Source organism: Paraglaciecola sp. L3A3 (assembly GCF_009796765.1).
Classification (GTDB): domain Bacteria; phylum Pseudomonadota; class Gammaproteobacteria; order Enterobacterales; family Alteromonadaceae; genus Paraglaciecola.
In genome coordinates this window covers 1708798-1722392 of the sequence record NZ_CP047023.1, presented here as the reverse complement: position 1 = coordinate 1722392, position 13595 = coordinate 1708798, and the positions used below count along the sequence as shown (strand labels likewise).

The window sequence follows — 13595 nt, the reverse complement described above, 5'->3', positions numbered from 1 at the left end:
ACCGAGTGAGCATTTAGGTGAGGTGATTTGGACGAACGTTATTATGTTATTGAATTATATCGTTAAATTTATCTTGGACGATACTTCTTATCCAGAACTCAGGTTATTTAGATTCGTCTTTATTTTCTGACTTACTTTTATCTTTTGCAAAGTCGGCATCATGTTCTTCTGGGTCGCCTACTACATGTTCTAATTTAACCTTATCAACAGTTCTAAACGTATTAATAGGACCAGCTAAGGCATATAAAGCGAAAACTATAAATAAGACTAATGCTGGTTCGGTTGCCACAACCACAAACACTAACATGATCAATAGCAAGGCTACAAAAGGCACTTTGCCACTTAAATTAATTTCTTTAAAAGAATTATATTTAAAGTTACTGACCATCAACAAGCCAGAAAGCCCAGTAATTAAAGCGACTATTACGCCATAATCATTGCCATCTACGTCGTATTCTACTCCGACCCAAATTAAACCAGCGACTAAAGCCGCTGCAGCTGGACTAGCTAACCCTTGAAAAAAACGATTATCAGCAATGCCTACTTGAGTATTAAATCGAGCCAATCTAAGCGCGGCCCCAGCCACATAGATAAACGCAGCTAACCAACCTATTTTACCCAGACCAGACAACCCCCAATTATAAGCAACTAAAGCAGGAGCAACACCAAAAGACACCATATCTGCCATGGAATCATATTCAGCACCGAATTCACTTTGGGTATTAGTCATTCTGGCAACACGACCATCAAGTCCATCAAAAATCATGGCTACAAATATCGCCACAGCCGCGGCTTCGAAACGACCGTTCATAGAAGAAACAACAGCAAAGAATCCAGAAAACAGACCTGCCGTAGTTAATAAATTGGGTAATAGATAAATCCCACGGCGTTTTTGTTCAGTCATTTACATTCTCCTAATAATTTGCAGCAAATATACCATAACCCTATCCCTTCAACAGCAAAAATTCAGAAAAGAACGAATACAAATACAAGCAAAACAATCTACTTAAAATACAGTTGAGTGGATATAAAACAACCATGAAAGGTTCAATACAACATTTTTAAGGAATCAATTTCAATACCCATGTTCAGGGCCCCATACAGTAGTTACCCTTTATTTACTATAAAATTGGCTGTTAGTGAGTAAAAAAAGATACAAGCCAAAAAAAATATGTCATATTTTTTTACACAAAGAAAATATTATAAATAAATAAAACACACAAACCTTTGATAAATAAGCATTTAAAATAAAAGGCCTGAACATTGCATTAATATGTATTAGGAAGTGACAAATTTAGCGGTATTTTAAAATACTCTATTATAATTCGTGAGGAAAAAAGATGAAACTACTTAATAAAATAATACTAATTGGTGCTGCTCTTGGATTTACCAATTCAGTATATGCTAGTTGTACAGCTGGTTCAGCTGCTACATTAGGTGATACTTGGGCCGGAGCAAACACATATGATTTATACCAAGGTACCTGTAATGGCGGTAGTAATGTCTCTAGTGGCACAGGTACTTCTGGTGGTTTTATGGTTGACGGTGTATCAATTAAAGTATCAGCATGGTCTGACACTGGTGGTGGTGGCAGCGACGATATAATAGAAAGCGCTGATATCGCAGGACCTTGGTTAAGTAATGGTGAAGTTGGTTATGGTATTTTAAATGATGATGAAAATAACTTTGATAATCATGCCAATGCCCACACGATTGATAATCAAGGAAGTGCAGCCGATTACGATATGCTTTTATTTTCGTTTTCTGAAGCAGTTTCACTATCTGGCGCAACATTCAGCTGGTTAGGCTCTACAAATAACCAACAAGTAACAGCAGTAGGCTTAAATAACATTACTGATTTAACCAGTGGCAATAAAACCTGGTCAAATATTAATGGCAGTTCGTCATTAGTAGACAAAGGATCTTTCAGCATCAATGCCGCAGCTGGAGTATATAAATCAGATTTTACAACAACCCAAGCCGCTCAATATTGGTTAGTGGGTGCATATAATACTGCTTTTGGTTATGTAAGTGGATTCACTACAAAAGACGACTCATTTAAACTAGCGTCTATCGGTTTTGTTAAAGAAACCACTCCCCCAACGGATAACGTAAATGCACCAAATTCATTTGCAGTATTATTATTAGGTGGTGGACTAATCGCGTTACGCCGACGTAAAGCAAAATAAAATTACCCAGTATAAAAGCAAAAAGGTGGCTTATGCCGCCTTTTTTGTTCAAACTATCTATATATTCCCATTTTAACTGTGAAACCAACTTCATATGCGTTATAAAATATTTGCCATTTCATTACTGTGTGTGTTTTGTTCTTTCAACACATTAGCTGAGTCAAGCAATGACTATGAAAAAGCCCTCTCCTCCTATAATTCTCAGCAATATGACGAAGCCTTTATCCATTTAAAAAACAGCTTACAAAATGATGTTGACCACTTAGCTGCAAAAATACTAATGGGCAAAATATTATTGATCCAGGGATATTTGTCTGCCGCTGAAACAGAATTTTATGAAGCTTTGCAACAAGGGGCTGATATCAATTTAATCGCTGAGCCTCTAGGGAATGCCTTATTATTTCAAAATAAGTATGCCGATATACTGACACTAAATTACACCGAAAAACTAGCAGGAGAAGATAAGGTACAGTGGCTGCAGATTCGTGCTAGTGCTTGTATGCGTTTACAAAAACTAGATTGTGCTACAGAAGCCTATCAAAATAGCCTTGCTATTACTCCTGAGCATCAAATGTCTTTAAATGGGTTGGCATCTATTGCTATATTTTCAAACAAATTAGATTCTGCTGAAGGTTATATTTCCAGAGCTTTAAACATCTCTGAATTAGATCCCACAACATGGAGGCTAAAAGGAGAATTAGCGAAATCCCAAGGAAAATTAGAACAAGCAATTGATGATCTCCAGCAGTCTCTTAAACTTAAAAGTGATGACCCCGTCACCCTGCGTAAATTGGCCGATATTTATTTAGAAAGTAACGATTTTGAAAGCGCTCGTGCTTTTGTAGAAGAAATTATAGAGAAAACGCCAAACGATCCACTGGCTATCTTGCTCAATAGTTGGATCGAAAGTAGAGACAAATCAAAGTTGCTAACGAATGAAAGGCTGCAAAAGCTAAATGAAATTATGGCCAGCTTATCACCCGAGTTTATTGCTGCACAACCCGAATTACTTTATATCAGTGGTTTGACTGCGTTTTTTCATGGCAATGCAGAGCAGGCGACTAGCAATTTTGCCAAATACCTTTATAAAAATCCTAGTGACATGAAAGCGGTGATGTTACTTGCTCGCACATATTTAATGACACAGCAAGATAAGCAAGCACTACTTTTACTCGAAAAACACCAAGATACGTTAGTCGAAAATTTAGACTCAGCCTTAATGTTAGGTGAACTATTTATCAAACTGAACAGAGCTTTTAAAGCACAAGACCTAACCGATGTTCTAGACAAAACTTACCAAGGACACCCTAGGTTAGAGCTTTTCAAAATCAAACTGATGATGGTCAGAGGAAAACAACAAGAAGCCTTAAAAATACTCGATAACAGCTTTAATAAGAATAAAACAAACGCGACATTTTTGTTCACTTACAGCATGTTAAAACTTCAAGCTAAAAAACCGGAAGAAGCCCTGCAAGGTGCGCAAGCATTGCTTGAGTTATACCCAAATGAGGCTGAGTTTCTGAATCTAAAAGCGGGAATCTTGATCCGTATGGAAAAATTAGATGAAGCTATCAATACAATAGAAATGGCATTAAAAGCCAACCCCAAACTCTTTCCAGCTAAGTTTAATTTAGCGTCTATTTACAGCCGCAAAAAAGAGATTGAGCGTTCGAATGAAATTATAGAAAGTTTATTGGTAGTTTCACCTAAACACTCTCAAACTTTATTACTCAAAGCACACAACTTGACCATACAGAGTAAAACACAAGAAGCAATCGACTTATATCGTGACATTATTCTGATAAACCCTCGAAATCAGTATGCCCAAAGTCAACTGGCTGAGCTTTATTATAGTCAAGGTAAATTTGACCAAACGTTATACCAGCTTAATCGTTTACTAGCAGATAACTTTGATAACTCTGAATACCTCTTACTCAAAGCACAAGCTTTATCGCAACAAAATAAGCGTGATGAGTTAATAGATATTTTGAGAATAATTACACAGTTTGATGATTTGTCAGTAGAGACTCTAATTTCGCTTAGTCGATTACAACGTAATATTGAGCAATATGATGCCGCAATACATTCTCTAGAAAGGGCCGAAAATCTAACAACAAATAATACTTTTATTATTTTAGATAAAGTAAAACTATTGATAACTAAGCAAGATTTTGAACAAGCAAAAATAATATTAAACTCAATAAGAACTCAAAACCAAAACAATCCTAACTTTTGGTTCGTTGAAGCCTTATACGTAAATTCTAAAGAAGGTTCATTAAACGCAAGTGATTATTTACATCAAGCTCTTAAACTTAGTCCTAACTTTCATCAAGCATTAATAGTACTTTATGAAATGGATATACAGGGTATTCAAAGTGCTAATTTTGTTTTAGAAGCTGAAAAGGTTTTGCAAGCCTCGCCTAATAATGTCCTTGCTAAAAATATACTTGCTCAGTATCACTATATCCAACAGAACTTTGCTCGTTCAATTGAATTATATGAAGAACTACTCCAGGCTGAAGAACTAATTAATCGAGCCGAGGTTTTAAATAAATTGGCGGTCATGAATATAGAAAGTGATTTAGATAAAAGTGCCGATTACATAAAACAAGCTATGAAATTGAACACTAATAGCGCCAGAATTTTAGATACTTATGGCTGGGTTCTAATTTTACAAAATCGACATGAAGAAGGTTTAGACATACTTAGAAGAGCTTTTGCTAGAGATTCAAATGACCCAGAAATACGTTACCATCTGGGCTATAGCTTAATTAAACTTGATAGACTTGAAGAAGCTAAAAGTGAGCTGAATAAAGCGGTTAATGTTAAACGCCCATTTTATAATCGAGTAAAAGCACAAGCTCTATTAGAACAAATAGAATAACAGAGAGTTAGCACTGTACTTATCATAATCAATAAAAAAATACCGCTAACGTTAGCGGTATTTTTAAATGAAAACCTTAATAAAAATGTGATTCAAAGTTTATGAAATCACTAAACCATTTTCATCTGCATCTATCTTAATATGACTGTCTTGTAATAAATTACCCGACAATATTTTTTGTGCTAAGGGGTTTTCAATTTCGGTTTGAATTGCCCGTTTGAGTGGTCTAGCACCATAAACAGGATCAAACCCAGCATCTGCCAATTTATCTAAGGCAGCATCACTCATTTCTAAGGTATAACCTTTTTCTAATAAGCGATCTCGTAAGGTAGCCAATTGGATTTTTGCGATAGAAGTGATTTGTTCTTTTCCTAATGGATGGAACACCACAATATCATCGACCCTATTTAAAAATTCAGGTCTAAAATGTTCACCCACCACGCCCATAACTAACCCTTTCAACTCTGCATAATTATTTTTTTGGCTAGCTTCCTGAATGATATCTGAGCCTAAGTTTGAGGTCATAATAATCACAGTATTTTTAAAATCGACAGTTCTACCTTGCCCGTCTGTCAAACGACCATCATCTAATACTTGCAGCAAAATATTAAACACATCGGGGTGGGCTTTTTCTACTTCGTCTAGCAATATCACTGAATATGGTTTACGTCTTACTGCTTCGGTTAAATATCCACCTTCTTCATAGCCAACATATCCAGGAGGTGCGCCCACTAAACGAGAAACTGAATGTTTTTCCATAAACTCAGACATATCAATACGTACGATGGCATCTTGAGTATCAAACAAAAAGTTAGCTAATGTTTTACATAATTCTGTTTTACCCACACCTGTAGGTCCCAAGAACAAGAAAGAGCCTATAGGTCTATTAGGATCAGACAATCCCGCCCGAGACCGACGTATCGCATTAGACACAGAAATCACAGCCTCACTCTGGCCTACCACTCTTTCGTGTAAAGCACTTTCCATCGACAACAATTTGGCTTTTTCACCTTCCAACATTTTTGAAACAGGGATACCTGTCCAACGAGATAACACATCAGCGATTTCGTTTTCGGTTACTTTATTTTTTAACAAAGTTGTTTCTTGTGTTTCTGACTCAGAAGCTAATTCAAGTTTAGCTTCAAGCTCTGGAATACGTCCGTACTGTAATTCAGACATACGGCTTAAATCAGATGCTCTTCGTGCAATTTCTAAATCGAGTTTAGCTTGTTCCAATTCAGAACGAATGTTCTGTGTGCCTTGTACAGCTGTCTTTTCTGCATTCCAAATTTTCTCAAAATCTGAGAATTTAATTTCAGCTTGTTCACGCTCCAGTTCAATAGCTTCTAATCGTTTATGACTGGCTTCATCTTTTTCTTTAGCTAAGGCTTGTTCTTCTAATTTAAGTTGGATAATTCGTCGTTCGAGTTTATCCATATCTTCTGGCTTAGAATCCATTTGTAAACGAATGCTAGAAGCCGCCTCATCTATTAAATCAATGGCTTTATCGGGTAATTGCCTATCACTAATATAGCGATGGGATAATGACGCAGCAGCAACAATAGCCGGATCGGTTATCTCAACCGAGTGATGTAATTCATAACGTTCTTTTAGACCACGTAAAATAGCTATGGTGTCTTCTACACTAGGTTGATCAACCAATACTTTTTGAAAACGACGCTCTAATGCCGCATCTTTTTCGATGAATTGTCGGTACTCATCTAAGGTTGTCGCGCCTACACAATGCAACTCACCTCTTGCTAATGCGGGTTTGAGCATATTGCCTGCATCCATCGCCCCTTCACCTTTACCAGCACCCACCATAGTGTGCAGCTCATCAATGAATAAAATTACTCGGCCTTCTTCTTTGCTCAGCTCATTCAGTACAGCTTTTAGGCGTTCTTCAAATTCCCCTCTAAACTTAGCGCCTGCGATTAACGCGCCCATATCTAAGGATAAGACTCGTTTATTTTTTAACCCTTCTGGTACTTCAGAATTGATAATTCGTTGAGCCAAACCTTCAGCAATTGCGGTTTTCCCTACACCAGGTTCACCAATTAAAACTGGATTATTTTTCGTACGACGCTGTAACACTTGTATGGTACGACGAATTTCATCATCCCGGCCGATCACAGGATCGAGTTTGCCCTGCTCGGCAAGTTCAGTTAAATCTGTGGTGAACTTATCCAAGGCTTGACGAACATCTTCTGCATTGGGGTCAGTTACTTTTTGTCCGCCACGCATGTTTTCAATGGCGCCTTCAATTTTTTGTTCATCAGCACCTAGTTGTTTCAGAATATCCCCTAATGTGCCTTTATCTTGTAAAGCGGCCAACACAAATACTTCAGAGGTTATGTATTCATCTTTGCGTTTCTGAGCCAACTTGTCACTTAAGTTAAGTAACACAACTGTACTTTTGCCTAACTGAACCTCACCACCTGTACCTTCAACTCTAGGAAGTCTTTCCACCGCTTCAGATAACGCAGAACGAAAACTATTAACATTGACATTAGCTTGGTCAAAAAGTGATCTAACTGAACCACCTTGTTGATTCAATAAAGCCGTCATTAAATGTACTGGCTCTATATATTGATGGTCACGACCTAATGCTAAAGACTGAGCGTCAGAAAGCGCCATTTGAAACTTGCTGGTAAATTTATCTAATCGCATGATCCTACCTTAATGAATTATTTCTATACCACTGTTATGGGTACGTTTTTTCAACGGTTCAATAGCAGAGTATAAAAACATTATAAAAAATAGGGTTATTTATTCGAAATAAATTGCACTGACCATACGACCGGTCGTTGCTGGTGTATTAATTGGATCTTGTTGATGGCAGGCTCGACGATGAGAGAAAAAATGCGTTTCTTGCTCATAAGTACAATAATTACCACCACTTATATCTTGTACCCCTAAAGCCAACAATTTTTGCTTAGCAATAAAATAAAGATCAGCATAATATTTTTTTTCAGAGCTAAGTTGATTGGTTTTAAATGCTTGGGGATATTGGCTAAAAATTTGTTTAACGTCTTCGCCCACTTCAAAAAATGTTTGACTAATTGCCGGCCCCATCCATGCCATTAAGTTACCTGTAGGTAGCTTCATTTTAAGGATAGTATTTTCTATCACGCCATCTGCTAAACCGCGCCAACCAGCATGAACCGCAGCGACTGTAGTACCCGCTTTGTCACATAACAAAATGGGTAAGCAGTCAGCCGTCATCACAGCACAAACCTGTTTTGCTTTTGTTGAAAAACAGGCATCCCCTTCAAGAGTGCCACTCAAATTATTATCTATCTCATCAACAGCTAAACAAATGGTACTGTGGGTTTGTTTTAACCAAAAAAAGTTTTGCCAATTGGGTAGACGTTGACGGTTGTTTGCTACTAGTAAAGGATCATCACCCACATGTTGACCAAGGTTTAAACTTGCATAGGGTTCATGACTTAAACCACCTAATCTAGTGGTGGTAAAAGCCGTGATATTTTTTGCTGCCGACCAGTTAGGTACAATAAATGATGATGGCTGTAACAAATCAAATGTTGACATCAGTATCTACACTTCACCTGTGCCATGTATAGACTTGTCATCTCGTAACACAGTTAATAATTCGGCAAAATCATCAGGTAGAGGCGCCTGCCAGCTCATCCACTCGCCAGTGACAGGATGTGTTAATTCTAACTGAATAGCATGTAAGGCTTGTCTTTTGAATGACCTCAACATGTCAATCATGGCTTCACTACTGGCCTTAGGTAATCTAGGACGACCACCATATGCGGGATCCCCCACTAAAGGGTACCTCAGGTGAGACATATGCACACGAATTTGATGGGTTCTACCCGATTCAAGTTTGAGCCTGACGTAGGTATGAGCACGAAATTTTTCTTTCACACGATAATGAGTGACAGCAGGTTTACCCGACTCTCTTACCGCCATATTAGTTCTTTTGGTTGGATGACGACCAATAGGTGCATCCACAGTACCACCAGCCACCATAGTGCCAATCACCACAGCTTCATACTCACGGCTAATTTCTCTAGCTTGTAGTTGCTCCACCAAGTGAGTTTGCGCAGGAATAGTTTTAGCCACCACCATAAGCCCAGTGGTATCTTTATCTAAACGATGCACTATACCGGCTCTAGGCACATTAGCGATTTCGGGAGCATGATTTAACAACGCATTTAATACTGTACCATCGCCATTACCTGCACCTGGATGTACAACTAAATTTGTTGGTTTGTTGATCACTAATATATGTTCGTCTTCATAAACTATATTTAATTCTATCTGTTGGGCTTTATGTTGAACCTGAGTTTCAATCTCTGCGTTAATTTCAATGAACTCATCACCCACTAGTTTTTCTCGTGGTTTGTTTAAAATTTCACCATCAACTTTCACGCTATCCGCTAAAATCCATTCTTTTATGCGAGATCTTGAATAATCAGGGAACATTTCGGCCAAAGCTTGATCTAACCTTTTGCCGAGTAAATTTTCCGGCACACTTGCCTGTAATTGTATTTTTTCATGTGGGGTAGACATGCTTAGAACATCCTGAATGTGTTTCGTGACGATTTATATGTGCATAGCCCTATATGCTAGGGTAGAATGCATTGTAATTATCGATTAGGTAAATGACTATTCTAACGGATTTTTCATGCTAATGAATCATACAAAACCGATCGAATTAAGAAATGAGAGAAATTAAGAGCAATATGATCAATAAAATCAAATTTAGAAACATTTTATTCACCAGTGTACTAGCCGTATTAGTCGGTTGTTCGTCAGCTCCTAAAGACGAAGATACTGATTTAATTCTTAAAAATAAAGGTGTTCAAGGTTTATACCAAGACGCTAAAGAAAAAATGAAAGCGGGTAATTTTAGTGCCGCAACAGAAATCCTCAGTTCTTTGGATTCACGTTTTCCTTTTGGGCCCCATTCAAATCAAGTGCAACTTGATTTAATTTATGGTTACTACAAAACGGGGAAAACACAAGAAGGGTTAGCTATTATTGACCGTTTTGTGCGTCTTAATCCTAATCATTCTGACGTAGATTACGCTATTTATATGCGTGGTTTAACCAACATGGAAGTAGACAACAATCTATTTCAAGAACTAGTAGGTATAGATCGTTCAGATAGAGATCCTAGTAATTCTAGGGATGCATTTAACGATTTCCGTCGTCTAATTGAAACCTACCCAGACAGTAAATACGCTGCCGATGCACAAAAACGTATGTTGCATATTAAAAGTCGTTTGGCTAAATATGAAATTGCTATCGCTAGATACTATATGCGCAGAGAAGCTTATGTAGCTGCTGCCAATAGAGGTAGATACGTGATTGAAAATTACTTCGACACTAATCATGTACAAGAAGCATTAGAGATAATGGTGGAATGCTACGACCAATTAAAACTGGACGAACTGAAAAATAATGCCATGAAAACCCTAAAACTTAACTATCCCAATAGTAGTTTTATTAGTTAATCATCTTTTTATTAAAACAATTCCAATAAAAAACGCGCTTTAATGCGCGTTTTTTGTGTCTGCAACGTAGTAATACTTATTACACTACGAAAAGTACTTATCTCTATGAAATATCCATTATTAATAATTAGTTTACTCGCTATATGTAATCTGCCACTCGCAATGGCCAACCCCACTGAAAACCTAAAATTAGTTGGCCAAGGTAAGTTAAAAATATTATTTTGGGATATTTATGATGCTACTTTTTATAACCCAAGTGGTTTATACCAAGAAAATGTCTATCCGCAAGTATTACAAATCAATTATCTACGTAACATAGAAAGCCTAGAACTAGTCGAACAAACACAACAAGAATGGCAAAAATTACAACTGTCGGCAGAACAAGTTGATAAATGGTTGCCTTTATTAGCAGGTATATTTCCGGATATTAGTGATGGAGATAATTTATTGGTACATGTAGATAAAACTAAAGGTAGTACTTTTTACTATAATGAGAAAATAATTGGGCGAAATTATTGATCCTAACTTTGGCTATCAATTTTTACGTATATGGCTAGATAAACAATGTAGTTACCCTAAAGTTTGCCAAAAATTAAGGGGCGAAAAATAGACGCCCTAGTTAATTTTATGAAACATACAGGTTTTTGAGCGCTACCAGCTAAATAGCTTCATCGTTTTCTTCACCTGTACGGATACGAATTGCACGCTCGACTTCATAAACAAAAATTTTGCCATCACCTATTTTTCCGGTTTTAGCTGCGTTTCTTATAGCTTCAATGCTTCTATCTACTTGATCGTCAGTAACAACAATTTCAATTTTCACTTTAGGCAAAAAGTCTACTTTGTACTCCGCACCACGATATAATTCTGTATGACCTTTTTGACGACCAAAACCTTTCACTTCTGTCACAGTTAAACCACTAATACCAGCCTCAGAAAGCGCTTCCCTTACATCATCCATTTTAAATGGTTTAATTATGGCTTCAATTTTTTTCATTAGAGATCCTTATTGATATCAATCGTAAATAGTAGGAATCGGAACACGTTTATGTTGAGTCTTGACAAAAATATCAACAAGTTTTTCTGATACCTCATGGGAAACAGCTTTGCCTTCCAAAAAGTCATCAATTTGATCATAAGTTAAGCCTAATGCAGCTTCATCTGATTTTTGCGGTGATAGAGACTCTAAATCAGCTGTAGGCGCTTTAGTAACCACATGAGTTGGCGCACCTAAATGACTGGCTATTTGTCTAACTTGACGTTTGTTTAAGCCAAATAAAGGAGCCAAATCACAAGCTCCATCACCATATTTAGTAAAGAAACCAGTAATATTTTCGGCTGAGTGATCTGTACCTAAAACTAAGCCATCTAACAAACCTGCCACTTGGTATTGAATTACCATACGGGTTCTGGCTTTTACATTACCTTTGACAAAATCTTGTCTGCTTGCATTGTCAGCTAATAAACCGGCATTGCTGACAGCTAAAATAGTTTGCTGGTCTATCCCATCAGCCCCTGGTTGCACGTTAACTGTCAAACTTTGGCTCGGCTGAATAAAATCAATAGATGCTTGAGCATCGGCCTCGTCTGCTTGCACCTGATAGGGTAAACGTACCGCAACAAATTGATAACCTTTATTAGCGTCTTGGTTCAGTTCGTTCACAGCCAATTGAGCTAAACGTCCCAAAGCACAAGAGTCAATGCCACCACTGATACCTAATACTAAGGTTTTCATTTGGCTATTAAGTAATTGAGATTTAATAAAATCCACTCTTCGTGCCACTTCAAACTCTACGTTTATTTCTGGTAATACTCGCATTTCTTCAATTACAGTTTGACTGTGCATATCTTCTCTCAAAACATTCGTTACATTAAACACACTATAGTTATGTATATAGCCGTTGACCCATTACTGATAATTTATACTTAAGCCGTTACGCAATTAGTTTATATTCAGAATTCTAAAATTGGAGCTAAAAACGTGAAACATCAAAACGGCGTAACACTCGTTGAATTAATGATCAGTCTTGCAATATTAACCATCATTTTAACTTCGGTTGGACCAAGCATTCAAAGTATATTAATTAAAAATCGTATTGTAGCGGAAATCAATGAAATAAGTTCAGTGATCCAATTTGCCCGCCACCAAGCAATAGATGAACAAACTATAGTCACAATCTGCCCATCAAAAGATTACACCAATTGTACCACTGATTGGAATGATGCAAAGATGGTTTTCATCGACGACGATGATAATAATGAACGAGGAGCCGCAGAAGAGTTACTGGTTAGTATTCCTGCCGTTTCAAATACCAATATCATGACAGGTCCAGCAGTGGTATTAACCTTTGAAGAAACAGGTGAAGCGGGTATCGCCACAGAAATTTTACTTTGCCATAAAGATAAACAAGCAGAATATGCCCGCTCATTGTCTATTACATTACAGGGCAGAGTGAAAATGAGCACTGATAGTAATAAAGACGGTGTTAACGAAAACACTGCAGGCACAGCGCTCAGCTGTTAATCCAATGTTTAGCAGTCCCCTTAGGAAATTAATTTAGCGATTAATCAAATTTTTGTCATAAAAGCATTATATCTTTACCCTATTATGTCCATAATAGAAAATATATTTATCTATTATGGACACAAAACATGCGCTTATTACACACTATGCTTAGGGTTACAGACCTACAAAAATCCATTGATTTTTATACTGAAATTATGGGTATGAAACTGCTTAGACAAAGTGAAAATACTGAATACAAATATACACTCGCTTTTGTAGGTTACGGTGCTGAATCTGATAACAGTGTTATCGAATTAACCTACAACTGGGGCACAACAGAATATAATATGGGCAATGCATTTGGTCATTTAGCCTTAGGTGTAGACAATATCTATTCAGTCTGTGAAAAAATTGAAGCCCAAGGTGGTGATGTTTATCGCAAACCCGGTCCAGTATTGGGTGGTGATACCATCATAGCTTTTGTCCGCGATCCTGACGGTTATGCGATTGAACTGATCCAAGACTAA

Annotated in this window: 12 protein-coding genes; 6 read left to right on the top strand and 6 right to left on the bottom strand. The window is 37.2% G+C overall.

The annotated features are described in order from the left end of the window. Nucleotides 1-103: 103 nt before the first annotated feature. Nucleotides 104-904, bottom strand: coding sequence for a CDP-diacylglycerol--serine O-phosphatidyltransferase (gene pssA, locus GQR87_RS07220; RefSeq protein ID WP_158967939.1), 801 nt, complete (start codon nt 902-904; stop codon nt 104-106). A gap of 436 nt (nt 905-1340) precedes the next feature. Here pssA and xdp1 point away from each other — a divergent pair, with 436 nt between their 5' ends. Both xdp1 and prsT read left to right on the top strand, forming a co-directional pair. Then, entirely contained in the window at nt 1341-2189 is an 849-nt protein-coding gene (gene xdp1, locus GQR87_RS07215; protein WP_158967937.1) for an exosortase-dependent surface protein XDP1, read from the top strand. A 94-nt stretch (nt 2190-2283) separates the two neighbouring features. Further along, on the top strand, nt 2284-5073 hold the full coding sequence (gene prsT, locus GQR87_RS07210) for an XrtA/PEP-CTERM system TPR-repeat protein PrsT (protein WP_158967935.1): 2790 nt from the start codon (nt 2284-2286) through the stop codon (nt 5071-5073). A 99-nt stretch (nt 5074-5172) separates the two neighbouring features. Here the strand turns inward: prsT and clpB are convergent, their stop codons facing one another. The 3 genes from clpB to rluD all read right to left on the bottom strand — a co-directional run bounded on the left by clpB (nt 5173) and on the right by rluD (nt 9615). Beyond that, nucleotides 5173-7743, bottom strand: coding sequence for an ATP-dependent chaperone ClpB (gene clpB / locus GQR87_RS07205; protein WP_158967933.1), 2571 nt, complete (start codon nt 7741-7743; stop codon nt 5173-5175). 99 nt (nt 7744-7842) lie between these two features. Then, entirely contained in the window at nt 7843-8625 is a 783-nt protein-coding gene (pgeF, locus tag GQR87_RS07200; RefSeq protein WP_158967931.1) for a peptidoglycan editing factor PgeF, read from the bottom strand. A gap of 6 nt (nt 8626-8631) precedes the next feature. Continuing rightward, a complete protein-coding gene (gene rluD / locus GQR87_RS07195) occupies nt 8632-9615 on the bottom strand; it encodes a 23S rRNA pseudouridine(1911/1915/1917) synthase RluD (protein ID WP_158967929.1) in 984 nt (327 codons plus the stop codon). Between the two features lie 173 nt (nt 9616-9788). On the opposite strand from rluD, the gene GQR87_RS07190 reads away from it, so the two are divergent. Next, nucleotides 9789-10562 carry an outer membrane protein assembly factor BamD gene (locus GQR87_RS07190; RefSeq protein WP_158967927.1) on the top strand — a complete coding sequence of 258 codons (774 nt, stop codon included), beginning with the start codon at nt 9789-9791 and terminating at the stop codon, nt 10560-10562. 105 nt (nt 10563-10667) lie between these two features. Continuing rightward, nucleotides 10668-11081 (top strand): hypothetical protein, encoded by a 414-nt coding sequence (locus GQR87_RS07185; RefSeq protein ID WP_233267415.1) that lies wholly within the window; start codon nt 10668-10670, stop codon nt 11079-11081. 139 nt (nt 11082-11220) lie between these two features. Here the strand turns inward: GQR87_RS07185 and GQR87_RS07180 are convergent, their stop codons facing one another. Together GQR87_RS07180 and nadE are read right to left on the bottom strand one after the other, a co-directional pair. Then, a complete protein-coding gene (locus GQR87_RS07180) occupies nt 11221-11559 on the bottom strand; it encodes a P-II family nitrogen regulator (protein WP_158967925.1) in 339 nt (112 codons plus the stop codon). An 18-nt stretch (nt 11560-11577) separates the two neighbouring features. Then, nucleotides 11578-12408, bottom strand: a complete 831-nt coding sequence (gene nadE / locus GQR87_RS07175) for an ammonia-dependent NAD(+) synthetase (protein ID WP_158967923.1) — start codon at nt 12406-12408, stop codon at nt 11578-11580. A gap of 135 nt (nt 12409-12543) precedes the next feature. On the opposite strand from nadE, the gene GQR87_RS07170 reads away from it, so the two are divergent. Next, nucleotides 12544-13086: a GspH/FimT family pseudopilin gene (locus GQR87_RS07170; RefSeq protein WP_158967921.1), complete on the top strand. Its 543-nt coding sequence runs from the start codon at nt 12544-12546 to the stop codon at nt 13084-13086. Nucleotides 13087-13214: 128 nt separating this feature from the next. Then, a complete protein-coding gene (gloA, locus tag GQR87_RS07165) occupies nt 13215-13595 on the top strand; it encodes a lactoylglutathione lyase (protein ID WP_158967919.1) in 381 nt (126 codons plus the stop codon).

Coding starts and splice junctions, on each gene's coding strand:
- pssA (WP_158967939.1), bottom strand. CDS start 904: ATGACTGAACAAAAACGCCGTGGGATTTATCTATTACCCAATTTATTA.
- xdp1 (WP_158967937.1), top strand. CDS start 1,341: ATGAAACTACTTAATAAAATAATACTAATTGGTGCTGCTCTTGGATTT.
- prsT (WP_158967935.1), top strand. CDS start 2,284: ATGCGTTATAAAATATTTGCCATTTCATTACTGTGTGTGTTTTGTTCT.
- clpB (WP_158967933.1), bottom strand. CDS start 7,743: ATGCGATTAGATAAATTTACCAGCAAGTTTCAAATGGCGCTTTCTGAC.
- pgeF (WP_158967931.1), bottom strand. CDS start 8,625: ATGTCAACATTTGATTTGTTACAGCCATCATCATTTATTGTACCTAAC.
- rluD (WP_158967929.1), bottom strand. CDS start 9,615: ATGTCTACCCCACATGAAAAAATACAATTACAGGCAAGTGTGCCGGAA.
- GQR87_RS07190 (WP_158967927.1), top strand. CDS start 9,789: ATGATCAATAAAATCAAATTTAGAAACATTTTATTCACCAGTGTACTA.
- GQR87_RS07185 (WP_233267415.1), top strand. CDS start 10,668: ATGAAATATCCATTATTAATAATTAGTTTACTCGCTATATGTAATCTG.
- GQR87_RS07180 (WP_158967925.1), bottom strand. CDS start 11,559: ATGAAAAAAATTGAAGCCATAATTAAACCATTTAAAATGGATGATGTA.
- nadE (WP_158967923.1), bottom strand. CDS start 12,408: ATGCACAGTCAAACTGTAATTGAAGAAATGCGAGTATTACCAGAAATA.
- gloA (WP_158967919.1), top strand. CDS start 13,215: ATGCGCTTATTACACACTATGCTTAGGGTTACAGACCTACAAAAATCC.